Here is a 25,738-nt window from a genome sequence, read left to right on the forward strand (position 1 = left end):
AATTAGGGACCAAATTCATCAAAAATCTTCTTTTTTGACTCGAATTAATCATAATGGGAAGATTAAAAATCTTGACACAATCGTATTCCTAGAGTGTTAATAAGAATTAACTTGAATAGTGTATCCTTCGGGGCGGGGAGATAAAATCACTTTCGCCCCGTTTTTGTATGCCTAATAAACCTTGATGTATAAACGTTTTGTGGCTTTGTCATTTTTTAAGAAAAGCCAGTTGGTGACGAAATTCTTTGGGTAGAATTTTTCAAACTTCTAAGCGGTTGCTTCCAATACTTTTTTAGTGATGTGACCATAGACATCAGAAGTGATTTTAGAACTGCTATGACCAGCACGTTGTTGAATGGCTTTCGAGTTAACTCCTTCCTCAGTCAAGAGGGTGACCATTGTGTGTCGCAAATCATGCAGCCGAATGTTAAGACCGTGTGTATCCCGGAACTTGATCCAGTTAATTGTAGCTCTAGCCGGATAATAGGGAATACCTAATCCACAATGGAAAATAAATTGGCGATCTCCGCCTTGCCATTGATCGCCAAGAGCAAGCTTTTCTTTTCTCCACTCTCGGTAATAGTCTTTCAGTTCGCCCATATACCAACGAGGCATAGAAATATCTTGCTTTGCTTCAGTCTTTGTTCCTTGTTGGATTCATCTCGTTGAGAGCTTGTATTACTTTTCGAGCCTCTTGTTCATCCAAGTAATTCATTTCTTTTTTCTGCACTTTTGGTCGTTTAATATTCCTCAGAGAGCTAGCTTTAATAAGCTGCCATTCCCCTGCACGGTTAAAAATACTTCTTAATACTTTGTCGATTTCATATAAGGTTGCATCAGATAGTTTACCAGGTTTCGCATCTTTTCTAGCACCCTCCTGAGATAAGTAATCAAAGTGATTTAGAATATGAATAGGTTTGATTTGATCAAGACGTGGATGAGAAAGGTGAGGAGAGATATGATTCTCAATCAATTGCCATTGCTTATAGAGAATTTTGTCACTAAGATTTCTCTCTGCATATTTTTCTCGCCATTCTTTAATGAACTCGCCAAGTTTTATTTTCTCTGGAGCAATATACTCTCCAGCTTCCACTTCGGTTTTAAATTTATATAATTCTGCTTGTAAATAGTCATTTAACTTTTTCTTTGTTTTTAAGAGACCTGGGTCAACACGAACTGTTTTTGTTTTCTTTTTATGTTTGCCTTTTGTATCATAACCTGCTTCAACAACTAATAGAAATGAATTTTCTCCACGTTTTTAAATACTTGCCATTTCCTTTCACTCCTTTTAAATCCATCATTCATTTAGCTCGGTTATGTATTGTTCAATTGGGGTACGGCTACAAATAGTGTTCTTGAGCTTCGGCCATAGCCTGCCAAAAATACAAACTTTCTTTTTGGTGCATCCATCTTTCTAGACGGTGAGCAGCAAAAGAAAATTCAACCGTAAAAGTTCGTGTCAGTAGGTAAATTACTTCTTGTTTCCGCCAAGGGAACTCTAATTGTTCCATCATAAAAGTAGGAATACAAAAGTGTAGAGCAAAGTTATTAGCCTGCCACTCTTATAATTCGATAAAGGGAAGAGGGAGGCACATTTGGTTGCCGCATTGTCGCAATAAATGCCCTAATTCGTGGCTAAAATCTTGCCACTGGGCTTCTTTAAGTGCCGATTGATAAGGATGAGAGGGTGTTTAGGCATATGAAAAGTTTTACTGCCACCGTTTATGTATCCCACATCTACACCTAGTCTACTTGCAACAAGTTCAATCCTTAGTTGTTCAGGTTTGTAAATGTGAATGGATTGATACAAAGAAAAAATGTAATCCTCCAATCTTGTAGAATAGGCCATTGACTTCACCTTGACATTACATTGCAAACATATGTTCTCTGGGAGTTTACAATAAACCTCATCTTGGTGGAAATAGTTTCAAGGATTGTAAGAAAATGCTGGATGCTTTTCGTGTTAATATATAACATACAAAAAAGACACTCCCAAGTGATGATTTAAGGAGTGTCTTTTTCATTCTAGTCCCTGTCATAAATATTAGCTACTTAAATAAGAGCTTTTTTGCACAGGTTTATTAAATAGAAACTGCTTTTTATGAAATTCTTTTTGTCTAATTTTAGATAGTGAATTGATATATGTTTTGTACACATAAGGAGATGTCATAGAAGAAAGCATTGCCCCATAATTAAGAGAAAATCTTACTTCATCTCCCGGTTTCAGAGCAGTGTTTTTTGTGTCAATGATGATGTGGTCGCTGCTTGATCCTATTATTTCAAATGGTTGAACGGGGACGAGTCCCGAAACTAGCACATCTTGCCTTCCAGCTCCGACAATTGCTCTTCTCATATTGCCACGGTTTTCAAAGGAAACAGATTCTCCAAATGCATTTCTTCCAACATTTCCAAATGGAACAGACGGTTTAATTTTCGATTCAATCACTTCTGCAATGAAGTAAAAAGCATCTTGGTATAAAGAAGGAATAATATCATTATCTGCTGTTTCCCGGCCTAAAAAAATAGATTCTCCAAGCCTAATGTTATTAACAGCACCAACGTTTTTTGTGTTTATTAGCCAATTGTGATTGGCGGAGTTCCCTCCAGAAATGTAGGAAAGGTCAAGAGAAAATGTCTTCTGTATGTTTGTAACGAAGTGGGAGAATTCCCTCATTTTTTGTTCGGTTGGCATTACTCCTGCAAAGCACGCAAAGTTCGTACCAATCCCAGCAATTTCAATGCCAGGGTATTTCAGGACTTCACGGAGCAGGTGGGGGACATCTTTTAACAAAATACCTTCTCTTAAGTCTCCCATTTCAACCATGATAATAATTTTGTGTTTTTTCTTTTGCCTAATAGCTTCTTCCGATAAAGCCCGAATAACATCCAGCTCCGTATTTACGCTGATATCCGCATATGTCACTACTTTTTCAACTTCACTCATTGCGGGGGAGCGTAATAACAGCAAGGATGCTTTTAGATTAGCTTTTTTCAGCTTCTCGATATTGGTTATTTTGGAATCTGCAAGACTAGCGATTCCACTTTCAATTAAAGTATTGGCTACTTTGAAGTCTGCTGCTACACCTTTCACTACCCCTGTAATTTCGATTCCTTTCCTTCCATATAGATCTCTTAAAGTCCTTGCGTTATGGCGTATTTTTTCGAGGTTTATTTCCACTCGTGGAGACAGAACCATTAGGATACAACTGCCTTCTTCAAGGAAGGGAAGAAATCGATGATTGATTGAATGACTTTCTCAGAGCCTGTTTTTAACACATCTGCAACAGGAAGATGATAGGTTTTTTCATACTCACTGATTGCTTGTACGACCTCCTGATCGGTCATATCTTCATGATTAAGCGTGATCGCAATTACTTTTGTATTTCCGTAATGTTCAATTAGATTGATTTCATCTTCCACATTTGGCATTTCTATAAAAGGGAAGTCTCCCAACACTTTTCTTTTTGATGGATGCTGTAAAATAACAGCTTGCGGTCTGGCTCCTTTTAAAATAGCACACGAGCTTGCGTATGCCGGATGACTTAATGCACCTTGTCCCTCAACTATAATAATATCGGGCTGCTCGACTCGATTGGCTCGCAGTATTTCCCGCTCCAGTTCACCAATCAAATACTGCATCGGAAAAGCATCCATAGCAAACCCATACTCTGCCCCTTGAATTAAGCCAGTTTGCCCAGTTGCAATAAACGCCGTCTTATATCCTCTGTCGTTAAGCTCTTTTTCAATAATCTTCGCAGTTGTACGCTTACCACATGCTCCATCTGTACCGAGTATAGTAATGATTGGGGTAGTTATGTTTAATATCTCGCCGGTAAAGAGGGTCCACTCTTTCTTCGGTCTCGGTTTGCGGATATCATGAATTTTTACACCGTATTGTTTAGCGTAGCTCATCATTTCCTCGTCATCGGTTAAAAATTCTTGAAGAGGGTTAATAATATCCATTCCGAATTTCATCGCTTGGATAATGACTTCTTTTTCAGCCAATTTTAAGAAGGCATCAGCCGGTGCGATGCCAAGAATGAAATCATTCAGCTTTTGTTTAGAACAAAAAATTGCTTCCTCTAAGTCTTTGCATATCGGGATTCCATTAAACTGATTATCTAGGAATAGTCCGGCATCCTGTCCATGTTTGCTGCTATCAATAATGGCGGTTATCTTATAATTGCCAGGCTCCCGTATCAACCCATTCGCCGTTTTACCATCCATAGTACCAAATTGATTTTCACAATAAATAATGGCTCGTTTTTGCACTGTGATCCCTCCATTTATATATGAAATTTGTGCAATAGTAAAAAGAACACCTAACGCTTTAAATAGTAAAGTGACGATACAGTCAAGTACTAAAAACATAGCTGTTCATGGAAAGAGGTTATATTGGATTGACAGGATGACAGAAAGTTAAGTATTTATTAGGGAAGCATCATAAATAATTATAATTACACTTAATTGGAAAAGGAAGTAATCTGCTTTTCTACGTTTTCTGATCACTAAGAATTTGTTAGAAGAACAATAGGAGGTAGACAAAAATTAAAAACCATTGAATTTAAGCATCTTCAGCGGGAGTTTTGTTTACTCAATACATCTTCGCCAAATCCTTATCCAACTGTTCCTCGTTCGCTTTGATTACATCATCAATGCCTGTATACTTTGTGTTCTACCAAAAGTCAAAAGCAAAGGGGAGAGTCAGTGTGTTATCCTATCCTTATTGAAAAATTATAATCAAGTACGATTGAAGGTCCTATTTTTATGATTTTCTTCTTAAATTAACAGGGCAGTTTAATGCAAGAAGGGAAGTTTAGGACAAGTAGTAAATATAATAAAAATGAGAGAAATGATGTGAAAAATCAAGAAAAGTACAAGTAGAATAATAAAAATCCGTACAAATAAAAAAATAAGGTGAATATTGAGTTTTTATCGTAATTGAAATCACTTTTGAATTTTGGTATAAAAAAATTGTAAAAATTATAGCTATAACTGTAAAGGAGGGGACGTAATACTGAAAGGTAGTTGCACCAAGTGTGGAAGACCAATTCATTTCTGGCCAGCCGACCTTTACTGTTCATTATGTCAAGAAGTTACTGAAGAATCTGGCCTCTACGATTGCTACTTTGCCGAAGAAGAATATGTCTCTTACTACAATGGGGAATAATGTTTCCAATTTTAAAGGAGGGATTTCACATGGGAAAAAAGCTGTTCACAGAAAGCGAAAGATCAAACGCTTACTTCGCCGTGAATTGAAAAGATTTCAACCTGAAGGAATCCAAAAACCCCCTGTTGCTTGACTATTTATGACGGTAAGTAGCAAAATACAGAACATGATCCTAGTTTTATTCATGACTATACTCTTATGGCTGAGTCAAACTAGTTTTAAACTGAATGCAATTCTTTAATAGAAAATCTCGTTTATATGACAATTCATAGGAGGAGATTATCTATGTCCATAATTCCGTCCGAACCATTACGTTCACTCGCCAACACGGCCAGAAAATATTACCTTAGATTCGGAAGGCACTCTGCTTTCAATCAGTGGAACCAATAACACGTCACAGGAAATTAAGAGTGAACACTTGTACACACAAGAGCGTTTTACCGGCCGATTCCAGCGTTCCATTAGTTTGCCGGCACGGGTTTCTGTAAAAGAAGATATGAAAGCCACATATAAGAATGGAATATTGGAAATTTGTATGCCTAAATTAAATGATCCAAGCCAGGATAAAAAAAGAATCGATGTTGAATTTAATTAATACAGGATGATGTGCAACCGGGCGGTCATGCCCGGTTGTTTATTTTTAGTTTCTGTTTATGTATGGTTAACGGCTAGGCGAATTATTTCAACTTCCTTGCTTTACTAACAGGGGCTTCAACCCAATAAACCTATTAAAATGATCCATAATCATAAGAGTAATTTGAAAAAACCTCCATCTGTTTGCGCTGGGAGGGATATCAGGCAAATAAAGCAAAACTCCCACTTGTAAAATGACAATAAAGTTATTTATTTTAAAAGATCAAACAAGCATAACCCCGTTCTAAATTTAGGACGGGGTTAAAAATATGTTATTTAATTTTTGATATAGGATACTTCATTACACTAAAAAATATAACAATAAAGTCGTTTAAAAATCTAAGTTTTCTTCCACAATCGCGCCCGTTTGCGGAAGAATTAAAAAATCTTTAAAAAGTTCATAACCTTATTTTAAGGACATATTTACAGCTTCAAAAGCATGTATGTAGGTTGTGTCAAATAGAGGAACAACAGAATCCTCCGGCTTTACCAATAACCCAATTTCTGTACAGCCTAATATAATCCCTTTAGCGCCAGATTCGATTAAACCTTGGATAACTTTTTTATAATAATTCCTTGATTCATGATGAATCTTACCCAAACATAACTCTTCGTAAATAATCTTGTTTACAATCTCTCTTTCATTGTCATTTGGCACAATAACTTGTATACCGTTAAACTCCAAGCGTGATTTATAAAAATCCTGCTCCATTGTGTACCTTGTGCCTAGTAACCCAACAGAATTAATTCCTTTCTCTTTAATTTGAGCTGCTGTTGCATCTGCGATATGCAAAAGTGGGACATTAACTTTTGACTGGATGTCACCTATAACTTTGTGCATCGTATTAGTACAAATGACAATAAAGTCAGCTCCTCCCTTTTCCAAAGAACGCGCAGCATTACCTAACATTTCACCGGCCATCTCCCAGGCGCCTTCTGATTGGTAACGTTCAATCTCATGAAAATCAACACTATATAAAAGACATTTCGCTGAATGTAATCCCCCTAACCTTCTTTTAACTTCTTCATTGATAATCCGATAATATTCAACAGAAGATTCCCAACTCATTCCGCCAATAAGACCAATAACCTTCATTTTATCCTCTCCATTATCCTTTTTTATCTTCATGATTAGCTTCGATTAACCTACAAACAACTCCTTTTTTTATTCAACAAAATGGCCTGATTGTTGAATAGCATGACTGACGTTTTTAAATGACTTTATTGTAAATTAAACAACTGTATTATCTCTGTACACCACTCCAATTTCTTCAGTGGGAGTTTCTGTTTTATTCAATACATCTTCGCCAAAGACTTATTCATCTGTTCCTCATTGGTTTTAACCTCATGGCTATTCACAATATCAATGCCTCTGTATGTATACTTTGTATTCTGCCAAAAATCAAAAGCGAAGAGGGCGATCGGTGTACTGCCTGTCCTCGGTGATCATAGTAAGCATCGGCAACCTCAGCTTTAAAGATGTTAGTTAGCATATACTCGTCATTTTCTATGTCTGATAGATACTTACCAGTTTTATATTCATTAACGATGTAATTCTCAAACTCTGTACGCTCACTGTCGCTAGCGTTGTAATCTTGAGCATACAAGCTGATTTCATCAAACTTTTTGGTTTTCGATTTATTTGAAGCGGCTACTTCTTAGATTTTGGATAACCAGCTTCCTATAGGGGGGATGACAAAAATGTGTTTCACTTTATCAGCAAGTCGTTTAATGAAGGTTTCTGAAGGAAGAAAGCTTTGTAAGGAAATGGGGGATAAGCCAATTTTACTTTTATCAGTAGAGTTTGAAGCTAAAAAACGTTATTTCGCCTCAAAAGGAAAAGCGGCAAGCTAGTTGGAGTTGCTCACCGCCATATGGGCGAATAAGAATATTATAACATATTTTACTTTTTGAGGGAATATTCACATTATTAGTAAAAAGGAAGGCGAATCCAATGAACATCGAACATCCAGTAATTACTCGTACGATGGAAACAGGTTATGCAAACATGATGAGTCAGCCAGAACATGTTGGTATGGATGCTTTCGGTGATGAAATCTTAGTAGGGGATGACATTATTGAAATCAATGGGGAAGTGATCTAGAAAAGAATTTGGAGGATTATTTAATTGAGCACCTTGGGGCAACCTTTAAAACAGCGGAATGAAAAAGACTCGCTTGGCAGAGCGAGTCAGATGTTTAGAAAATATAGGATTGTTTCTATTGTAACGGACTTTGAAAACTGAATCAAGAGGAGCGGATTGGAATGGATATTTGTTTAGAGAGTCACTTCAATCCTTGAGTTTGCTTACAATATAGTCTCGATCATGAAGGGTTTTTGCCGACAGAAGAGTATCGGGCTTATGTGAGGAGGAAAAAGAAGGTGAGAGGAGGAGGGGAGCTTATTAAGGATATATATTGATAACAGTAAGCAGAATAAACACGTCTCAGAGTCATAATAGACACAAAATATGCAATAAAAAGGCTTCATATAATGGAAGCCTCAGAAGTATTATTATTCGGAAAGGGAATAGTCGCGTTCTACTTTGCAAATACGAGTTATGTATGCGGAGTACCAATCTTTTTTCCCTTTTTCTTGAGCTTTTTGATGTGAAATGTGCTCCTTCCATCGATTGATGGCTTCTAATGACTCCCAGTAGGAAACGGTTATACCTAACCCATTCTGATCTCTTGAACTTTCTAAGCCTAAAAACCCGTCCTGTTTAGAAGCAAGCTTAACCATTAAGTGAGCTGTACTGTCATATCCTTTAGCGTCTGTTTCGGTTCGTTGAGAAGTAAAAATAACAGCGTAATACGGCGGGGCGGGAGTATTTGCAAATGACATAAAATTGCCTCCTAAATTGTTTTTTGTACTAAAAATGTTACCACAAGACTTTAGGAATTAAATACTGATATTAATGCACAAGCCGTGGAAGGAGCGAAATAAAGCAGTGTATGTGATTCACTTTTTCATAAGGATAGCTCTTAGTGTTCATACTACAAGAAATAGCAAATGATTGAGGTGAAACTTATGCTTTTTGATACATGGATTTATCAGCATTTTATCAATACTTTGCTCTTTCCTTTAACGATCGTTGGTGGGTTATTTATAACCTTAATAATATTGATTTTCAAAAAAACAAAAGAAAAAGCTGCTGAAAAATAATAGGTGTTGAGAGGAAGAAGTGAGCATTTTAATGGAATCGCAGATTAAGAGTCTTCGGACCGAGGGGGCTGCTTCACTTAGCAAAAGATGCAGAGAGGCGGATTGGCTCTCATGTTGCCGGTGAGAATCCAGAGAGAGAATATACAGAGTTTTAGAAATATAATCTAGGTAGCTTTGAAAAGAGGTGAAAAGTGGTGATTTAGTTCAATATGGAAATAGAAACCACTTTGACCCTATGGAGTATGTTTTAAAATTAGTTATTTGTGGCTTCTTCTATTGCCAGAGCGGTTGATTCAATATCACTGTAAGTTTCAACAGCAGCTGTTTCTAAATAAGTTATTTCAAAAATATTGCTTTCTTTTTTGTAGCTTATAGAGAGTAGCGGTTTTTGGTTTTTGGAAACACTGTGAGTAATTTGACTGCTACTATAAAACATCATTGTTTTTAACATGTTTTTTGTATGTTCTAAAGACACGATCATTACCTCCCTTTATTTGTGGTAAAGGACGTGGATCTCTATGCCTGAATTAAATTGTAATAAATTCCTTTTACCTCTATTGTTTACAATTATAGTTTACATTTTATTCTTTGTATATGGAAGATGTGACAATAAATTTTACTTATATGTAACATTTTGTAAAAAAGAAGGGAAGTTTAGCAAAAGAGGATGATGTCAAATGTGGGCACAATTAATTTAAAAAACATAGCAGCACTTAGCGCATTATTAGAGTGATCTAGAGAAGATGGGGAGAGAATAAAAAAGCCAGGAAAGCTCCCGGCTTATCTAAGGCCAAGTTCATTTAATAGAGTAAGTTGGGGTCTGTCAGTAGTGTGTATTCAAAGAGATAGATTCTTAAGCTGTTTATATATCCGACTGGTCACTAAGAAACAGAGCTTTGCTTAAAAGTTTGATATCAGAATATATAAGGTTTTTTATAGTGGAATTTTCACATTTATAATAGTCGTCTGTTAAACGTTTGAGTTCATGACAAATAAGTTCTATTGGAAGCACAATAAGTTCTCCTTTCTAGTAACTATTATAATTATGAAGATCATTTGTAGTATATTGAAGAAATTTGTCAACAAGAGAGATTATATCAGACTTTACTGGAAACTTGTACTTGTTTAGAAAAATAAGTCTTATATACTAAGTAGCATTTCATTGAAAAAAGAAGGCGGAATCTACTGGGGACCTTTAATAAAAGTGAAAAGCAAAAGTCTTTCGCAGAGGGATTGTGCTTATTGGCAAAAAACGCTTAAAGATATACAACTATCATGTTGACGGTAAGTGGTCCAGTTGAAGAGTACGGGAAGAAACAATATTACATACTGGATTAAGTTCAGAAAGAATTGGAAAGAAGAAAATAAAAAAGCCAGGAAAGCTCCCAGCCTTTTCCAACCACTACTTTAAACTTGACAGTTGAAATTCATTAGTCTGCTTCGATACGAATCGCATCAATTCTTTGGCAGTCTACAATAAGGGTTGAGCCTGGTTCTGTTTCAGGATCTGAAAAGAAGGCACAGCAGTTATCCCGATCAAAGTTAATAAATACTACGTCTTCTAATACTTGGCCACTAGATAAAAAAACGTCTACTTCTGTCTGTGTTTATAACTTTCTTAATTGATCACAAATACATCCATTGCATTCATGTTTATGGTCTTTATTTTCATGTTTGCCAGAATCTTTGTGCTTATTATGCATAAAGTAATATATCAGACGGTTGAGAGAGAAAATTATAGAGCAATTTGCAGAATATGTTCCGGATGTTCCAAAGGATACGGTTTTGCAAGAGCATCATTCGGCTTGTTAGAATGGGAGGCAGGAACGGAGCGGTAAAACATTCCTCATATGGTAGACCCTATAAAAAGATTATTCTCGTTTAAGAGGCTCTTAAGAGTAATAAAGAAAGATAGTTTTTGTATAACTAGAGTGTTTACTCCAAGTATGCACAGGGAACTTATAAGCAAGTTAGCAGGCAACCAATCAACTAAATCTCTAGAGAGCTAACACAGAGGAGGCCATATGGAAAGAGACCAGTTTATGTACAAAGTCCTAAAAGCAATTCAGAACGGGAAAAAACCTCATCAGAATGACTTTTCTATGAATGAGGAGCAATTTGAAGCCGAAATAGACCATATTAAAAAGAGCGATCTAGTTCAAATTGATGCCACAAATAATGGTAGCAAAGGTCCGGAGTTAACCGCGGAAGGAATGAAGTATATAAAAGAATATGAACAGGAATAAACAGTGGCAGCTATTCTTTAGCTGTTTTTATTTGAGGTGACTACTCGATAAAAGTTAAATATAGAAGGTGGTTGGTAACTTGCAAGAAAAAGACTTGAATAGTGCTTATGAAAAAACAGGTATTAAACACTTAAATGGTGATGAGGTTCATTCAGCAAGTGTAGTGGCATTGGTTAATGTCCTGGCCCATAAAGGGCTAGTTACCACTGATGAATATTTAAAAGAGTTTACATCCTTGATTAAAAAGATGGATGATAAAAAGGCGAGATAAGTTTTAAACAGAGCATCTTCTTTGAGGTGCTTGTTCTGTATGCAAAATAAAAACACTGTTGAATAACAGGGATAGATAATCTTTTTCTTCCCACACTCTACGTGTTCTATAAGAAATACTCAGTTAGAGGCACCTTAAGGAAATTTTTCTATTGTTGGTATTTGTCGAATGAATACTGTAGGTAAAAACTTCCTTCTATCGAACTATGTAGATAGAGGGGGGAGAATAAAAAAATATTCAATTGACTTTCATTTAATCAATAATCAGGTTATCACGCTTGAGGCGGAGAGGAATTCTGAAAAGGAACTGAAAGATGAGCTTGAAAAAGCGAAAGGATTTTACGTAGTAGAAAATGGTAGCGTTAATTTGGATTTTGTGAAGAAGTATAAAATTAAGGCTACTGTTTGAATGTTACAGAAGAACTTTATACAAGGCGTCACTTTTCGATGGCATTTTTTATTTTTCAGTTAAGTGAAAGCTCCGACACGGTTGTAATTTAAACAGAGTGTGGAAGTCGTTCTTTTAATAAAGTCTAGTAGTATATTATGTAATAGAATTTCAAAATGGAGAGAAAAGTATATGGATTGGATTATTAGAATAGCACTTATACTAATTGTATTTTTCTCAAGTAGTATGATTGAAAAAAGTTTAAAGGCTATTAAAGCTCAAAATGACACTATTATCAAGTTGTTGGATGAAATTAATAAAAAATCTTAATTATAATAAGATCCTTTATGAAGAAGAAAATATCCTAAGCTCTTCGATTTTGATTAAGCATCCCTCGGGATGCTTTTTTCTTAAAATAAAAACCCCGTCCATTGATGGGGTTAAATATTTTTCTTTATTCCGCATTCTCAGCATTCTATAAGAAATACGCCGTCTTTCATTGAGTTTTTAAAGGGTGCGTTGTCATAATGCTTTACACTGGCTATTTATATACCTGCTCTTAACTCTGTTGCATAGGAAAGGCATTGTTCTACATACTCTAGTGCATCTTCGGAAATCGGATATAGTCCTGTTTCGTCAGTCTGCAGTTTTCTGACTTTCCAAAACTTATCCATTAATTCTGTATCTCCTTGGAAGGTGTCGTTCGATATGTCTATTAATTCGAGAGCAATTTGATAACCTTCGTCTGATTCCGGTTTAATATTGTGTTTTATACACCATTTAATTCGCCGTAACAAAGAAATATACCGTTGTGTTATCTCTTTATTGCTGCCAAGGTTTGGAATTGTCTCTTGCAGGAGTATCTTTTCATCATCTTCAAAATAGTCCATCCATTTTTTAGAGTTATGTTGCGAAGTTTGAACAATGCGGGAGACATGTTCCCAAGACAAACATTCTTCCAAATCGATCATATTGATCAGTGAAGCTGTGTTAGAAATGCTGGTTTGAATTTTTGAAAGTTGTTCTTGTAAGTAATTATGATGAGAGATCAAAATTTGTTTATAGGAGAGCTTATCTAATAAATCGCGAATATTCTTTAGTGGGAGTGAGAGTGATTTTAGAATAATAATTTTTTCTAACTTGAATAAGTCTTCTTCTGAGTAATATCGTCGTCCTTTATCATCCTTATAACTTGGGGTGAGGAGATTAATTTGATCATAATAACAAAGTGTGCGAACGGAAATGTTTCGCTCCTTAGATACTTGACCTGTCGTCCATTGTTTCATTTCATTCCTCCTGAAAATAAAGATTGAAGATGACGTTGCGTCATCTAATATAGTTAAATTATAACACGTGAAGAAAGAGGGAAAGTGAATGAAAACAAATGAAGTGAATTGGAAGGAACAGGATCACTGGGGTTTAAAAGAATTTGTATTATTGATGTTACTTGAATTTGGATTTGTAATAGGGTGTATTAAATTTGTCGTTTGGCCAATTTATTCTCAATGGCTTGATAATGATCTATATTCAGGGACTTTAATGGGGCTAACAATAGCAATTGTTCTTATTCTAGGCGTATACTTTATTGCTCTCCGCCCAAAAAAACTTTCTTGGAGTGAAGTAGGGATAAGAGCATTTTCTAAAAAGGATTGGAAAATTATTTTCATGCTGACTATTGTCTTAATGGTTGGTGCCACGATAGTTATGGTGCTTACTAGCTTTATTGGAAATACGTATGAGAACAGCAAAACAGAGGCCTTGCAGGAAAATGTAACTTTCTTTAATGCCTTAATTGCTTTTATAGCTGCCGCAGTTATCTCGCCAATATATGAAGAAATATTCTATCGTGGTTTTTTATACCGCTGGTTACGTACACGCATAAGTATAGTCGGAGCCATTTTACTAAGTTCATTAATCTTCACAGCTATTCATATTCCAACTTATAATGTTATGCCTGTAAATTTCTTGAGTGGTATAATTTTTGCCTTGGCATATGAACGTACTGATTCTATCTGGCCTTCGGTCATTATTCACGGTTTGACCAATGGAATTATGGTTCTTCTGACAGTTGCAGGATAAGGAAGGTTTTTATCAGCAGTTGAAATGTCTAAAGTTAATACATGGTCACACCTAACTCTGTTTTTGTTCTAAATGACCCGCTGTATTAAGGTAGCCAGGGAAGATGAATTATTCAAAGCATCCGAATAAATGGGTGCTTTTTTCTTTGCTCCAAAACAAACATAAATATCGGAGGTGACAGGTGATGTAGCATGACTGAAAGATATATATATTAGCGGAGAAAGATTACGTCAAAGGCATGAAGTACAAAGATATTGCTGAAAAGTACGAGGTATCTATTAACACGGTAAAGTCTTGGAAAAAGCGTTATGGATGGAACCGTGACCGGGGTGCACTCTCTGAAAAAGTGTGCACACAAAAAAGAGAAGTGCACCCAAGGGAAATATAAACGCCAAGTCAATAAAGCTGGGACTGCTACAAAAGGAAATCAGAATGCTGTTACTCATGGCTTTTTTTCTAAATTCCTTCTAGAAGAAACATTGGAGATCATGGAAAGCCTTAATGAACGTGCACCAGCTGATTTAATCTGTGATCAAAATTTAGGCAAGAAATATATTGAATGGAAATTACCAAAAGGAGCAGGTTCCAAAACTGTCCAACTTAAAAGAGATCGTCTATCAAGTATTAGATGTAAACGCTGCTGAACAATAGGAGTTATTTTTCATGACTTGTCGGGACGACAATATGGCACTTGAAAATACACACCTGTTAAGGTTAATCAATATAAATGTAATTTGCTGAACTATCCTTTATCGAATTATAAAAACTAACCAGAATGATATATATTTTCATGTATTGTGTAATTATGTTAGATATATTATCCTAGTACTATTGGTTCAAAAACAGATGGTATATCAAATTAATCAATGTATGAGTTTGTTCAATCTATTAAAAATTCTCTTATGGAATTGATTTGGTAATATTATTCTTTATTTGATCACCAAGAGAAAAACATCAGTGGTTAGGAGAGTTATAATGAAAAAAGTCTTTATGGCACTTATATTTGTTTTTCTACTCAGTGCTTGTTCAAGTAGTAGTTCATCTGAACAAACAGTAAAAGAGTGGTATGAAGCGGCTTTGAATCAAGACATTGAAACGTTTGAGCAGATATCTTCTCAGTATGAGAAAATTAGAGGGCGCTATGTAGAAGCTTCGTCCGACTTGGCTGAGATTGTGCATGATTTGGGGGGAACTGAAAATCTAGAGTTTAAAGAGTTGAACAAAGGAGACATCCGTAAAGAAGTTGTAGGGGGTTTAGATTCAAATTATGAAAATGGTTGGACTATGGTTATGGTAGAACCAAAGAAAGATTCTGATGAAAATTCTGAGGATAAGCCTCCATTTTTTTGGGTCCTAGACAAAGTCGATGGCAAATATTTTGTTTTGGAGGGTGCAGAATCCCCTAAAGAATCTGTTCTGAAAGAGTGAAGATTTACGTTAATACAAGAGGGTTTAAGTACCTTAAAAAAGCTGACAGTAACCTGTTGGCTTTTTTATTACATCCAGAAGATAATGCAACACCAAACAGGATAGATGTATTTTTTATGAAAAAAGGTTTGCTTCGCCGATGTGTCGAATGGCCTGTATGAAAGGGAGGTAATGTTAGTTAGTAAAGTAATTAAATCCACGAAATGCTGCTAGTTGCTTGAGCAAGGAGAAGTTACATCAGGAGATTCAGTTTATGCCATTGAAAAAATTCTTGTTAGAGAAAAAGGGACAACAGAGATAAGGTTTGCATATTACAAAAGAGATAGAGATGAAAAAGAAAGTTTCGTGCCTCGCCCTTTAGATTTAGAAGAAGAGCATTTAGTTTCTCTTCTAAAAGGATGGGTTAAAGCTAGGGTAATATCCAAGGAGGTACTCCAAAGAGTTATTGGTGAGTCTTGATAAGTTATACGCTGATTTTTTGAGAATGTCTCTATAGACATTCTTTTATTTTATATTAGGGGTGAGGCAATGGATTCAGTTCAACGAATAGGTGCGGCTCTTATGGGAGCTTTATTTACACCTTTATTTGAAAACTTTTGCGGAAAAAGGGAAACAGTACGAGCATTGATGCTTGCTGTAGCGTTTTTTATAGCAATGGATTGGATGAGTGAGACTAGAGCTTCTAAAAAAGATAAATCGTATGCAAGCAAGTACGGATTATATGGTGTCTTCCGTACTTTTTTATACTTCTCTGACCTGCAGGTGGCCACTTGCTAGATGCAGCGTTAGGGTTGCCGGGAATTTTGTTTGGCTTGTTATCACTCGGTGTCTTATACCATGTGATTCACCCCATGACCGCTAATAGTATTCGTGCAGGCTGGGGAGAATGGGTACCGGAATGGCTTCTAAAGAAAATAACAGAGTGGGTAAAGTCAGAGTTAGAGGCAAAGGTAAGTCGAGTTGAGGGGAGAAAAGGGCGAAAACGGTTGGAGGGAAAGATAAATGAGTAAAATTGCAGACTTGTCCCATCATCAAGGGGATATTGACTGGAGCAAAGCATCAAAAGAATTGTCCCTCGCTATTCTCAGGGTTCAAGACGGGTCCCGAGTGCGGGACCGACAATATAAAAACTATGCAGCCGGAGCTAAAAAGTATGGAGTGCCATTTGGCAACTATGCTTTTTGTCGCTTTGTTTCTATTAGCGATGCCAAAAGAGAAGCGCAAGATTTTTGGGAAAGGGGCGACAAAGAAGCGCTATTCTGGGTGGCTGATGTGGAAGTAAAAACGATGGACGATATGAGAGCCAGTACACAGGCTTTCATTGATGAGCTACGAAGATTGGGAGCGAAAAAAGTGGGACTGTATGTCGGTCATCATACGTACAAGCTGTTTCAAGCAGACAAAATCAAAGCAGATTTTGTTTGGATTCCACGTTATGGTGGAAAAAAGCCCGACTATCCTTGTGATCTACACCAATATACTGACACTGGTCGCTTGGCTGGTGTAAAAGGGAACGTAGACTTGAATCAGCTAATAGGAAACAAACGGCTATCATGGTTTTTGAATAAGGAAGAGACAAAGGCTGCTGTCGTTACAGAAGGAAAGTACCGTATCTATACGGGTGCTTTTAAAACGAACACAGAAGCGGAGAAGCAAGCCAAACTAATCGGCGCTAAGTTGGGATATAAACCATTTGCTAAGGAGAAAAGAATCTGGACAGGCGTGTTTAATACGCTGGAATCAGCTTCGACAGCTCAACAGAATATTTCCCATCACTTTGGATTTAATCCACAAATTAGAGAAGAAAAATAAGAGAAGAGCTCCTGGTCCTTAGTGGATAGGGAGCTTTTTTTAATTTTGCTTATTCATTTAGGAATCTCTCTGAGAGTAATTTTTACTGCTTCTTCAGTCTTGGTAGTATATTTAATCTCCACAAAAACCCCAAATTCTCTACTGTTGTCTTTTAACCATAGTTTAAGCTTTTCCGTTTGCTTATGTATCATTCCATTAGCACGCGGCTACAAATAGTGTTCTTGAGCTTCGGACATATCTTGCCAAAAATACAGACTTTCTTTTTGGTGCAGCCATCTTTCTAGACGGTGAGCCGCAAAAGAAAATTCAACCGTAAAAGTTCGTGCCAGTAAGTAAATTACTTCTTGTTTCCGCCAAGGGAACTCTAATTGTTCCATCATAAAGGTAGGAATACAAAAGTGTAGGGCAAAGTTATTAGCCTGCCACTCTTGTAATTCGATAAAGGGAGGAGGGAGGCACATTTGGTTGCCGCAATGTCGCAATAAATGCCCTAATTCGTGGCCAAAATCTTGCCATTGGGCTTCTGGAGTTAAGTGCCGATTGATAAGAATGAGAGGTTGTTCCGGCATATGAATCGTTTTACTAACACCGCCTATGTATTCCACATTTACACCTAGTCGACTTGCAATAAGTTCAATCCTTAGTTGTTCAGGTTCATAGATGTGAATGGATTGATATAAAGAAAAAATGTAATCCTCCAATCTTGTAGAATAGGCCATTGGCTTCACCTTGACATTTTTTAGAACGTACGTTCCTTTTTTGTAGCATAATAAAACCCCCAATCGGTAGAAAGGGGAGTGCGAGGAAATCAAACATTTCCTCAATAAGAAAATGGTACCACTTTTGTGATAGGATGAAAAGATATTAAGGGAGGATGTCTACTTTTATAGAGGTAAGGAGCAAAACTCATTGTGGTTGAAGAACGAGGGAAATATTTTAAGTTAATTGTCCTTTTAGATAAAGTAGCGATGCAAAATGATTGTAGAATGCTTCTTGTTTTCAATGGTTGAAACCATGTAAAGACTTAGAGTCAGATAGTCCAAGCAAACGATTAAGTTTTGGAGGTATGCTTAATGAAGAGAGGGATTACTTTTGAAATACCAAATGAATACGGAAGTTTACTTGGGGATCTATTAGAGCCAATTGATATTACTACATTTAATTGGCGAGTAGATGATGGAGACTCGTATCTAGTAGATGATGATAATTTTGAGGAAGCACTTTTCTCAAAAGACATTATTAAGGGGGATGAACTCAAAAGTCTAGAAGATAATAGATACTCTATAGAAAAATGACACGAACTCTAAGGCGTTATCAAAATGAGAGGGAGAGTGGAGTAAGTGTGTTATTTTATACATTTAAAAGTAACCGAGGAAGGTAAAAAGATATGCGCTGAAGAATTAATGAAATCAATTTCTGATAAAAGTAACGATATAAAAATTGAGGGTCAATATCCTAACTTCACATTAACCGATGGCATGTGTTCTTGCAATTTTGTTCATAAAGATGGTAAAAAAATCACGCTGGATAATAAGTTCTTTCAAAACATTCTTTCGGACAAGTCAATTAAGAATATATTAGTTGGTTGGACTTGGGGTGAACGTCTCCCTCAATTGGAGAACAAATTAAGTATGGACATTAAAGAATTTATAGAAATAAATAAAAAAGCAAAATTACAATCAGATACTTGGTACCACCTATTTGATTCAAACAAATACAATAAGTATCAATAACTATGTTTAGGTATTACTGATTAAAAAATTAGGCTTTTCATTGACGAAGGTTTTAGTTAAGTAGTTAAAGGGATCTCCTATTGGAAGCTCTTTTTTGATTTCGATATTGTGACATTACGTGAACTGGAATGGCAAAATATGAGTTAGACAGTATAATTGATTAAATAATATGCTATGAAACGGAAGTGAAGAAATTTTGGAAAATTGGATTCTATTAAACGAGAAAGAATATGATGACATTTGGAACAGATTCTGCAAAGAATTTTCTTTTAATCCCAATACAGATAATCGAAATTCGTATAAAGTTCCAAGTCCTTTTGTTATTTATGACATATCAGATTATTTTAAGGGTTATTGGGATGATTGGGATGATGAAGATCACATTGATTTAGAGAATAAGCTAATATCGGCTTTCATTGAGTGTACAAATGAAGATGATTATATCTATGCTTTGGATTGGCAACATGATGGATATTGGGTAAATCCCAGGTTAGAGTTTATAAAAGATGAGTTCGATGAATGGCTTGTTCCCTTTTTTCCAAATGGAGATTATTATTTTTTCTTACAGAAAGATTTTGAATGGGGATATTTATCCCATCCGTGGCAACGATCTATTTGTATCTTTGGAGAAAAGTTTGTTAAAAGCTTGAGAGAATCAAAACCCAAAATGTTAAAAAGAATCCTTAGTGAAGGATAATTTTTAATTTCCTGTATCGAGGATTATGTTAATCAAAGAAAGGACCAGAGTTTCTAACTGAAAAGCTTTAAATATTCTTATACTTTCAGCAGCTGTATCATTGAAAACAAGGTTCGAATATTGAAAGTAAAGATTGATTGAAATCCTATTTTTCAGAACTTTTTCTTTAACTATAGGGGTAGGTTGCTTGAATAAGAGATACTGTAATTTATTAGGAGACAATCATTAAACAGAGGTGTTTATTATGGTTCCAGCGATAAATGATTTGATTATTAGTTGCCATTATTCCCTTTTAAGCGCAATACCCAACAAACTAAGAGGGCTAACGGTATCATTAGAAAACGAAACGCTGTATTGGAAAGGCTATTTTGACGGTGAACCAACTGAGGAAGAAAAAGAAATATTAAGCATTGCCTGTACGGAGGTAGTAGCTGATTTCCCCATCATTAAGGTTGTTGAAGAGGAATATTTAAATCATACATACCCTTTAAAAATGGAAATGCTGCAATTTTGGGCTTTTTTAAGATGGGAACAAGATTAACTCTCATTAAACTAACGGGTGCTTTAATGCAATAGAGACTATTGAAATTGATCAATAATTACAAAAGTAATTTGAAAAACACTTTATTTTGACCAATTTTTTTCAAAATAAAGTGTTTTTCAGTGGCTGTAGATAAGGGTTATAGTGAACTTTTAGTCCAGCGTAATTTAAATGTTACAGATGGAGTTCTAGAAATCTTCTGTTTGTAAATATTTACCTATGACATGGGGTATGGTAGAATCATTCTAAGAATTGAAGAATAGGAGATAACCCATTGAACAAATATTCGCTATTCACAGCTGTAACAGCTATCACAGTAGTCATATCTAGTTTAGCAGTTCCAGTGAGCGCAGAGTCGAACCATCCATTTGTAGATGTAGGAAGTCAATATGATGAAGCTGTCAGCTTTTTATATGATATAGAAGTAGTCAATGGTATTTCGGCAACAAAATTTGGTACAAACCAAACGTTAACACGAGGCGATGCAGCCGTTATTTTAGCTAATATGCTCATGCTTGATACAAAAAATGCACTTGATGCAGGTTTTAAAGACTTAAATACCCGCGTAAGAGGATCTGTCAATGCCCTTGCGGAAATCGGTGTGATTTCTGGTGTAACGAAAACACAGTTTAAACCAGGACAGATTCTAAGCCGTGGCGCCATGGCTAAATTTCTGGTAACAGCATATGAATTGGAGAAGCATGCAAAGCAAACTCCATTCACAGATGCCAGTGGAGAGTTCAAGCCTTATATTGAAGCTTTATATGAAACCGGAATTACATCAGGCAAGACTCATACATCTTACGGTACAAACCTAAATATTACTCGTGGCGAATTTGCCAATTTGTTATATAGAACGTTTTTCTTTGTATTAGGAAAAGAAAGTTTGTATATCCCATGGGTTACAAATGCGCAAGTGATTTCTACTACTCAAACGAAAATTAATTTGACTGAAGCAGTACCGAAAGAATATACAGCAGGCGATGTAATGGCTTGGCTGCAATTCAATGTTCAATATAGCAACGGAAGTGTAGTGGAATTTGATCCTACTTCTTATTCTCTTACGGCTGACCGTAAAGCTCTCGTGATTGATCACACGAATCTATCATTAGCCGGTAAAAAAGGAACGATAATCATTAAAGACCTCAAAGCTAAAACAAAAACTTCGTTTGATTTTACAGCAGTGAAAACATCTTCAAGTGCAAATGTGGATTCTTCGTTTATCCATACCGAAGGTCTGCCTGCAACACAAGCAACAAAGTAAATAAACACTAGAAAATCCACATTATGCGGGTTTTTCTAGTGTTTTATTTTTTAAGAGCTACCATTTTTATCAACACACGAAGGGAGTGACCCGGATTGTTAAAACTTTTCATAGTCCAGAAGACTACTATCTCAATGAGAAAGAAAAAAAGATAAGTGGGGTTACTCTTGCTGCACTTTTTGAAGTAATTAAATAAAAAGGAGTCCAAGAACTGATGAGACGGATCTCTAAATTCATAAAAACACTTTTCTTTGGAAAATATGAAGGTTTTGCAAACCAATTAGGTTTTACATCTTGGAATGAAGTCTTGGAGAATACCTTTAGTATCTTTCAGCTTCCTCCGGATTGTTTCTATTTTGCCACACAGTTATTAGACGGAACATGGATTGTTTGGAATGATGAAGGTTATCCTCCATATGCGTTTTTGAAATTTAATACTTGGAATGAAGCTATTAAATATTTAAGAATGATATTTAATGAGAATGGATACCCAGAAGAATATTGGAATCCTGAAGGGTTTGAAGAGTATGAAGATGTGTTTAACAATCTTCCTGATAAAGACAAAAAAATCGAGTAGTTAACTTCTGACATCGAGGGTTATGTTAATCAAAGAAAGGACCAGAGTTTCTAAATGAAAAACTTTAAATAACCTTATACCTTCAGCAACTGTATCATTTAAAACAAAGTTCGGTTATTTGAAATAAAGATTGATAAATTACGAGTGAATTTGATTGAAAGTCCTATTTTTATGATTTTCTTCCTCAACTAAAGGGACAGATTATTTGAAGAAGGAAACAGATAAAATAATAGATATAGAGAAATTGAAAGTTACAAATAGAGGAGGAAAAATGGATATTTTTGAGCAATTAGAAGAATTACAAAAAGATTTAAATGAAAAAACCTTGGACGAAATTGAAGTTAAATATTATCAACTCTGCTTGAAACTTGCTGGTATTAAGCTATCTAATGAAATAAAGGAAGTAGACTTATATGCCTATACTGATGAGTTAAAAATCGGGCTAAATAAAGCTTTAGATATTGCAAAAAGCGAGTCAGCTAAAGCTATTTATTTTGAGTATGACTTAGATAACAATTGGGATAGTACATTTTTTATTTGTGAGGAGTATAGTCCTTTAGAAGATAATGAAGAGGACTGGGCTTGTGACTGGATTGAAGATCTGGAAGGTCCAAGTTTAGAACGTTTCAGTGAGATTTATTCAAAAAATGGTTTTGACGGTAGTAATGTAGCAATTGGTTCGACCATTTATTTAGTCACGAGAACCGTTGTATCTTATGTCAAAGTCTTTAAAGAACTATCCAGCACAAGTTCTATTCCTGTTTGCATAGCTTTCCATGACCAAGACCCTATCTTGAGGGTCAAGTAGCATCTACATTTTGCCCGTTACTTAAATTATTTTTCAACACTATGAAGGATCTTTCTATCAAAGATCCTTTTTGATTTCAGGTAATATGTTGTTAGGTGAACTAGAACTTCATGGAATATACAGCCCTATTTCTTCTAACTTCGATGATAATTAGTTAAATATTTTTTTATCCAGGTATCCATTTGCTCTTTCTTTATTTCTCCTTCATGTTTAGCTAGTATTTTTCCGTCATTCCCTATTAGAAAGGTAGCAGGCAAGTAGTAAACATTATAAGCATTGGTCATTTCTCCTGTTGAGTCTTGTAAAACTTCAAACGTAAGTCCCTCTTGCTTAATATAATTTAATACAGTCCAGTAGGGTTCTCTCATATTAACCGATAAAACTTCGAATCCTTGGTTTTTATAGGTTTTATAAGTTTTTTCAATGAGTGGCATCTCCCTCTTGCATGGTTCACACCAAGATCCCCAAAAGTTTACTAAGACTAGTTTGCCCTTTATGTGACTGGGTTTGGTTTCTTTACCATCAATACTTTTTAATGAAAAATTAGGGGCTTTATCACCTATTCTTAGATGTCCATCGTTTTTATTAAAGTTTTGATATAGCGTAAAACCTATAGCTAAAAATAAAGTTGATAGAACAAGGGTTCTAAATATTAATCGTTTACTCTTGTTATTCATATTAAGACAACCTCTTACTTTTTTACCAACATTATACCAATTAAGCATCTTGTTAGGGAATAATAAAAAAGAAAGCGAGAACAATACATGGTAAAATAAGGGTATGGGAAAGGCGGAGAGAAGATTGAAAAAAACTATTTTAGCCCTATCTTTTGCTCTTTTTACTCTGATAGGTTGCACAGATAATAATGTGACTAATGATATTTATTTAATTCCTAAAAATTATGAGGGGTATGTATATGCCTTTTATAACGTAAAAGGTGCTCCTGAAGTCAAAAGAGAAGGCCATCATGAAGTTTATACTGTAAATGATAAAGGTTACTATACTACTTCTACTTTTGATATGGATTATGGGACAATAACTAATCAATACTATTACGTAAATAAGAATGGGAAAAGAACTAAGATTAACAAAGAATGTGTTAGAGAAATTGGAAACGGCAGTGTTGAATATGATCGAGGAAGTTCTAAAAAGATTAAAATTAATTACACTGGGATTGAAATAACAAAAGAGGTATGCGGTCAAGAGTTCATGCAATCTAGTGACAGTATAAATCACGACGATCTAGATCCACTTCTTGCAGAAGTGGTGCAAAAATATTACGAGGTAAATATACATAAGGGCGGTTTAAAATGAAAAAACAATCATTTATTCTCTTTATAATTATGCTCATGATCTTTGTAACTGCAGCATGTAATTCAACGACATAAATAAAAATATATGGAGGTATAGTTATGTGGGTAATATTAGGGATTATTGCAATAATCGTAACTTTTATAAATCTTTATATGTATAAAGCAGGAAAGGATTATAAGCTTGCTATGGCGATGGGATTATCATTTACAGCATTAACACTTTGTGCAGAATACAGTCTTGTATCGGTGTGGGTAAAAGTGGAAGATTGGGCAGCTTTAATGGATGTGGTACCTGGTATGGAAAGGGCATTATGGTTTTTGACAATTGTTTCTATCTTACTAAATATAGCACCTATACTTTTAGAACGAAAAGGTAAGAAATAATGACTTATTGTCATAGCATTTGTATAATATGCAATTATTGTGTAAGTCTTAAGTATAACTAACGGATGCTTTGGTTCAATAGGATCTATTAAAGTTATCAAACTTTGTTATAAAAATCGTAATAGTAATTTCAAAAAATCCTTCATCTGTTTGTACTGGAATGGACACCAGACAAACAAAGTGAAACTCCCACTGAATTCAAATTTCTTCAGTGGGAGTTTTCATTTATTCAATACATCTTTGCCAAAGCCTTATCTATTTGTTCCTCATTTGCTTTAACTTCATGGCTATTCACAGCAACAACAACTATAGGGGTAGGTTAGTTGAAGAAGAAAAATATTAATCATTTACTGAGTTTTAGAGGTAATATTGAGGAAAAGCTATTTTTTCTAGGAGAGGTTATAGAATGAGTGATTATCAAGAAAGTTATTTTTGTAGACGTTGTGGAAAGTATCACACTGAACTTCCAATGAGTTATGGAAGTCCAGTTCCAGATTATTGTTACGACATACCATCAGAGGAACATGAGGGTCGAATAGAGATGAACGAAGATTTGTGCATTATTGACAATGAGTATTTTTTTATCCGTGGATGTATTGAAATTCCCATATTAGATGGAGAGGGATCATTTATTTGGGATGTCTGGGTTTCATTAAGCGAAGGGAATTTTGATAAAACTAATGATTATTGGGAAGTGGAGGAAAGAGAACTAGAACTAGAGCCGATGTTTGGTTGGTTATCAACTTCAATTCCTTGCTATCCCGAAACAGTAAATTTAAAAACAATGGTTCATACTCGTTCCGTTGGAGTACGTCCTTATATTGAGTTAGAACCAACTGAACACCCCTTAGCTAAAGAACAAAGAGAAGGGATAACAATAGAACGTATAAAGCAGATTGCAGAAGAACTATGTGACGCAGAGGAACAACAATAACTTTTCTTGGTGAACTAACAGGGATACCAGGCAAACAAATCAAAACTCCTACTGCATGTTTCTTCAGCGAGAGTTTTGATTATTCAATACATCTTCGCCAAAGACTTATTCATCTGTTCCTCATTTGCTTTAACCTCATGGCTATTCACAACATCAATGCCTCTGTACATATACTTTGTACTTTGTGTTCTGCCAAAAGTTAAAAGTGAGGAGGGTGATCAGTGTGTTATCTTATACCCGTTGATAAATCATAATTAAGTATGATTAAAAGTCCATTTTTATGATTTTCTTTTTTC

The 25,738-nt window shown here is 35.4% G+C and carries 35 protein-coding genes and 2 pseudogenes; 25 read left to right on the plus strand and 12 right to left on the minus strand.

Annotation, left to right across the window (positions count from 1 at the left end; all coding sequences use genetic code 11):
* Positions 1-267 precede the first annotated feature (267 nt).
* From MKZ02_RS12460 to MKZ02_RS12475, 5 genes and pseudogenes are all read right to left on the minus strand, one after another.
* Positions 268-615, minus strand: a complete 348-nt coding sequence (locus MKZ02_RS12460) for a tyrosine-type recombinase/integrase (protein WP_340853796.1) — start codon at positions 613-615, stop codon at positions 268-270.
* 19 nt (positions 616-634) lie between these two features.
* The gene (locus MKZ02_RS12465; protein ID WP_340853797.1) at positions 635-1,093 is read right to left on the minus strand and encodes a hypothetical protein; all 459 of its coding nucleotides are present in this window, start codon (positions 1,091-1,093) and stop codon (positions 635-637) included.
* 247 nt (positions 1,094-1,340) lie between these two features.
* A pseudogene (locus tag MKZ02_RS24010) lies at positions 1,341-1,550 on the minus strand (ImmA/IrrE family metallo-endopeptidase); the annotation flags it as partial.
* Between the two features lie 494 nt (positions 1,551-2,044).
* Positions 2,045-3,196, minus strand: coding sequence for an alanine/ornithine racemase family PLP-dependent enzyme (locus tag MKZ02_RS12470; RefSeq protein ID WP_340853798.1), 1,152 nt, complete (start codon positions 3,194-3,196; stop codon positions 2,045-2,047).
* Positions 3,196-4,272 (minus strand): DUF1611 domain-containing protein, encoded by a 1,077-nt coding sequence (locus MKZ02_RS12475; RefSeq protein ID WP_340853799.1) that lies wholly within the window; start codon positions 4,270-4,272, stop codon positions 3,196-3,198. Before MKZ02_RS12475 ends, MKZ02_RS12470 begins: the two co-directional genes overlap by 1 nt.
* A gap of 767 nt (positions 4,273-5,039) precedes the next feature.
* On the opposite strand from MKZ02_RS12475, the gene MKZ02_RS12480 reads away from it, so the two are divergent.
* The gene (locus MKZ02_RS12480) at positions 5,040-5,303 is read left to right on the plus strand and encodes a hypothetical protein (RefSeq protein ID WP_340853800.1); all 264 of its coding nucleotides are present in this window, start codon (positions 5,040-5,042) and stop codon (positions 5,301-5,303) included.
* 207 nt (positions 5,304-5,510) lie between these two features.
* The gene (locus MKZ02_RS12485) at positions 5,511-5,765 is read left to right on the plus strand and encodes an Hsp20/alpha crystallin family protein (protein ID WP_340856390.1); all 255 of its coding nucleotides are present in this window, start codon (positions 5,511-5,513) and stop codon (positions 5,763-5,765) included.
* Positions 5,766-6,209: 444 nt separating this feature from the next.
* Here MKZ02_RS12485 and MKZ02_RS12490 read toward each other — a convergent pair whose 3' ends face one another.
* On the minus strand, positions 6,210-6,899 hold the full coding sequence (locus MKZ02_RS12490; protein WP_340853801.1) for an aspartate/glutamate racemase family protein: 690 nt from the start codon (positions 6,897-6,899) through the stop codon (positions 6,210-6,212).
* A 596-nt stretch (positions 6,900-7,495) separates the two neighbouring features.
* On the opposite strand from MKZ02_RS12490, the gene MKZ02_RS12495 reads away from it, so the two are divergent.
* Complete coding sequence (locus MKZ02_RS12495) at positions 7,496-7,657, plus strand: hypothetical protein (protein ID WP_340853802.1); 162 nt, start codon at positions 7,496-7,498, stop codon at positions 7,655-7,657.
* Positions 7,658-7,757: 100 nt separating this feature from the next.
* On the plus strand, positions 7,758-7,907 hold the full coding sequence (locus MKZ02_RS12500; protein ID WP_340853804.1) for a YqaI family protein: 150 nt from the start codon (positions 7,758-7,760) through the stop codon (positions 7,905-7,907).
* A gap of 410 nt (positions 7,908-8,317) precedes the next feature.
* Here MKZ02_RS12500 and MKZ02_RS12505 read toward each other — a convergent pair whose 3' ends face one another.
* Both MKZ02_RS12505 and MKZ02_RS12510 read right to left on the minus strand, forming a co-directional pair.
* Positions 8,318-8,647 (minus strand): antibiotic biosynthesis monooxygenase family protein, encoded by a 330-nt coding sequence (locus tag MKZ02_RS12505; protein ID WP_340853806.1) that lies wholly within the window; start codon positions 8,645-8,647, stop codon positions 8,318-8,320.
* A 574-nt stretch (positions 8,648-9,221) separates the two neighbouring features.
* Positions 9,222-9,443: a hypothetical protein gene (locus MKZ02_RS12510; protein WP_340853808.1), complete on the minus strand. Its 222-nt coding sequence runs from the start codon at positions 9,441-9,443 to the stop codon at positions 9,222-9,224.
* A 1,549-nt stretch (positions 9,444-10,992) separates the two neighbouring features.
* Here MKZ02_RS12510 and MKZ02_RS12520 point away from each other — a divergent pair.
* The 4 genes from MKZ02_RS12520 to MKZ02_RS12535 all read left to right on the plus strand — a co-directional run bounded on the left by MKZ02_RS12520 (position 10,993) and on the right by MKZ02_RS12535 (position 12,202).
* On the plus strand, positions 10,993-11,214 hold the full coding sequence (locus MKZ02_RS12520; protein ID WP_340853810.1) for a hypothetical protein: 222 nt from the start codon (positions 10,993-10,995) through the stop codon (positions 11,212-11,214).
* A gap of 79 nt (positions 11,215-11,293) precedes the next feature.
* On the plus strand, positions 11,294-11,485 hold the full coding sequence (locus MKZ02_RS12525; protein WP_340853812.1) for a hypothetical protein: 192 nt from the start codon (positions 11,294-11,296) through the stop codon (positions 11,483-11,485).
* Positions 11,486-11,653: 168 nt separating this feature from the next.
* Entirely contained in the window at positions 11,654-11,893 is a 240-nt protein-coding gene (locus MKZ02_RS12530; protein ID WP_340853814.1) for a hypothetical protein, read from the plus strand.
* Positions 11,894-12,064: 171 nt separating this feature from the next.
* Positions 12,065-12,202: a hypothetical protein gene (locus tag MKZ02_RS12535; protein WP_340853816.1), complete on the plus strand. Its 138-nt coding sequence runs from the start codon at positions 12,065-12,067 to the stop codon at positions 12,200-12,202.
* Between the two features lie 215 nt (positions 12,203-12,417).
* Here MKZ02_RS12535 and MKZ02_RS12540 read toward each other — a convergent pair whose 3' ends face one another.
* Positions 12,418-13,158: a MerR family transcriptional regulator gene (locus MKZ02_RS12540; protein ID WP_340853817.1), complete on the minus strand. Its 741-nt coding sequence runs from the start codon at positions 13,156-13,158 to the stop codon at positions 12,418-12,420.
* Between the two features lie 88 nt (positions 13,159-13,246).
* Here MKZ02_RS12540 and MKZ02_RS12545 point away from each other — a divergent pair, with 88 nt between their 5' ends.
* From MKZ02_RS12545 to MKZ02_RS12575, 7 genes and pseudogenes are all read left to right on the plus strand, one after another.
* Positions 13,247-13,951: a CPBP family intramembrane glutamic endopeptidase gene (locus tag MKZ02_RS12545; protein WP_340853819.1), complete on the plus strand. Its 705-nt coding sequence runs from the start codon at positions 13,247-13,249 to the stop codon at positions 13,949-13,951.
* 238 nt (positions 13,952-14,189) lie between these two features.
* Positions 14,190-14,487, plus strand: a pseudogene (locus MKZ02_RS12550) (terminase gpP N-terminus-related DNA-binding protein); the annotation flags it as partial.
* A gap of 439 nt (positions 14,488-14,926) precedes the next feature.
* Positions 14,927-15,379: a hypothetical protein gene (locus MKZ02_RS12555; RefSeq protein ID WP_340853820.1), complete on the plus strand. Its 453-nt coding sequence runs from the start codon at positions 14,927-14,929 to the stop codon at positions 15,377-15,379.
* Positions 15,380-15,592: 213 nt separating this feature from the next.
* Positions 15,593-15,838, plus strand: a complete 246-nt coding sequence (locus MKZ02_RS12560; RefSeq protein WP_340853822.1) for a hypothetical protein — start codon at positions 15,593-15,595, stop codon at positions 15,836-15,838.
* Positions 15,839-15,907: 69 nt separating this feature from the next.
* On the plus strand, positions 15,908-16,156 hold the full coding sequence (locus MKZ02_RS12565; RefSeq protein ID WP_340853824.1) for a hypothetical protein: 249 nt from the start codon (positions 15,908-15,910) through the stop codon (positions 16,154-16,156).
* On the plus strand, positions 16,150-16,389 hold the full coding sequence (locus MKZ02_RS12570; RefSeq protein WP_340853826.1) for a hypothetical protein: 240 nt from the start codon (positions 16,150-16,152) through the stop codon (positions 16,387-16,389). Before MKZ02_RS12565 ends, MKZ02_RS12570 begins: the two co-directional genes overlap by 7 nt.
* Entirely contained in the window at positions 16,382-17,191 is an 810-nt protein-coding gene (locus MKZ02_RS12575; protein WP_340853828.1) for a glycoside hydrolase family 25 protein, read from the plus strand. The genes MKZ02_RS12570 and MKZ02_RS12575 overlap by 8 nt, the downstream gene beginning before the upstream one ends.
* Before the next feature lie 53 nt (positions 17,192-17,244).
* Here the strand turns inward: MKZ02_RS12575 and MKZ02_RS12580 are convergent, their stop codons facing one another.
* Together MKZ02_RS12580 and MKZ02_RS12585 are read right to left on the minus strand one after the other, a co-directional pair.
* Positions 17,245-17,382: a DUF3889 domain-containing protein gene (locus MKZ02_RS12580; RefSeq protein WP_340853829.1), complete on the minus strand. Its 138-nt coding sequence runs from the start codon at positions 17,380-17,382 to the stop codon at positions 17,245-17,247.
* 15 nt (positions 17,383-17,397) lie between these two features.
* Complete coding sequence (locus MKZ02_RS12585) at positions 17,398-17,910, minus strand: ImmA/IrrE family metallo-endopeptidase (protein ID WP_340853831.1); 513 nt, start codon at positions 17,908-17,910, stop codon at positions 17,398-17,400.
* A gap of 354 nt (positions 17,911-18,264) precedes the next feature.
* Here MKZ02_RS12585 and MKZ02_RS12590 point away from each other — a divergent pair, with 354 nt between their 5' ends.
* From MKZ02_RS12590 to MKZ02_RS12620, 7 genes are all read left to right on the plus strand, one after another.
* The gene (locus MKZ02_RS12590) at positions 18,265-18,486 is read left to right on the plus strand and encodes a DUF2691 family protein (RefSeq protein ID WP_340853833.1); all 222 of its coding nucleotides are present in this window, start codon (positions 18,265-18,267) and stop codon (positions 18,484-18,486) included.
* A 45-nt stretch (positions 18,487-18,531) separates the two neighbouring features.
* Positions 18,532-18,924, plus strand: coding sequence for a hypothetical protein (locus MKZ02_RS12595; protein WP_340853835.1), 393 nt, complete (start codon positions 18,532-18,534; stop codon positions 18,922-18,924).
* Positions 18,925-19,120: 196 nt separating this feature from the next.
* Positions 19,121-19,621 carry a DUF2716 domain-containing protein gene (locus MKZ02_RS12600; protein ID WP_340853837.1) on the plus strand — a complete coding sequence of 167 codons (501 nt, stop codon included), beginning with the start codon at positions 19,121-19,123 and terminating at the stop codon, positions 19,619-19,621.
* Between the two features lie 244 nt (positions 19,622-19,865).
* A complete protein-coding gene (locus tag MKZ02_RS12605; RefSeq protein ID WP_340853839.1) occupies positions 19,866-20,162 on the plus strand; it encodes a hypothetical protein in 297 nt (98 codons plus the stop codon).
* Positions 20,163-20,436: 274 nt separating this feature from the next.
* Positions 20,437-21,426, plus strand: coding sequence for an S-layer homology domain-containing protein (locus tag MKZ02_RS12610; protein ID WP_340853840.1), 990 nt, complete (start codon positions 20,437-20,439; stop codon positions 21,424-21,426).
* 214 nt (positions 21,427-21,640) lie between these two features.
* Positions 21,641-22,003, plus strand: coding sequence for a hypothetical protein (locus tag MKZ02_RS12615; RefSeq protein WP_340853842.1), 363 nt, complete (start codon positions 21,641-21,643; stop codon positions 22,001-22,003).
* A 205-nt stretch (positions 22,004-22,208) separates the two neighbouring features.
* Positions 22,209-22,811, plus strand: a complete 603-nt coding sequence (locus MKZ02_RS12620) for a hypothetical protein (protein WP_340853844.1) — start codon at positions 22,209-22,211, stop codon at positions 22,809-22,811.
* Between the two features lie 134 nt (positions 22,812-22,945).
* Here MKZ02_RS12620 and resA read toward each other — a convergent pair whose 3' ends face one another.
* Positions 22,946-23,488: a thiol-disulfide oxidoreductase ResA gene (resA, locus tag MKZ02_RS12625; protein WP_340853846.1), complete on the minus strand. Its 543-nt coding sequence runs from the start codon at positions 23,486-23,488 to the stop codon at positions 22,946-22,948.
* A gap of 124 nt (positions 23,489-23,612) precedes the next feature.
* Here resA and MKZ02_RS12630 point away from each other — a divergent pair, with 124 nt between their 5' ends.
* The 3 genes from MKZ02_RS12630 (at position 23,613) to MKZ02_RS12640 (ending at position 25,442) form a co-directional block, all read left to right on the plus strand.
* Positions 23,613-24,125 carry a DUF6843 domain-containing protein gene (locus tag MKZ02_RS12630; protein WP_340853848.1) on the plus strand — a complete coding sequence of 171 codons (513 nt, stop codon included), beginning with the start codon at positions 23,613-23,615 and terminating at the stop codon, positions 24,123-24,125.
* 98 nt (positions 24,126-24,223) lie between these two features.
* Positions 24,224-24,508, plus strand: a complete 285-nt coding sequence (locus tag MKZ02_RS12635) for a hypothetical protein (RefSeq protein WP_340853849.1) — start codon at positions 24,224-24,226, stop codon at positions 24,506-24,508.
* Between the two features lie 406 nt (positions 24,509-24,914).
* The gene (locus tag MKZ02_RS12640; protein ID WP_340853851.1) at positions 24,915-25,442 is read left to right on the plus strand and encodes a DUF2199 domain-containing protein; all 528 of its coding nucleotides are present in this window, start codon (positions 24,915-24,917) and stop codon (positions 25,440-25,442) included.
* The last annotated feature ends 296 nt before the right edge of the window (positions 25,443-25,738 follow it).

The sequence above is a fragment of the Pseudobacillus sp. FSL P4-0506 genome (assembly GCF_038003025.1).
In the GTDB taxonomy this organism is placed as follows: domain Bacteria; phylum Bacillota; class Bacilli; order Bacillales; family Domibacillaceae; genus Pseudobacillus.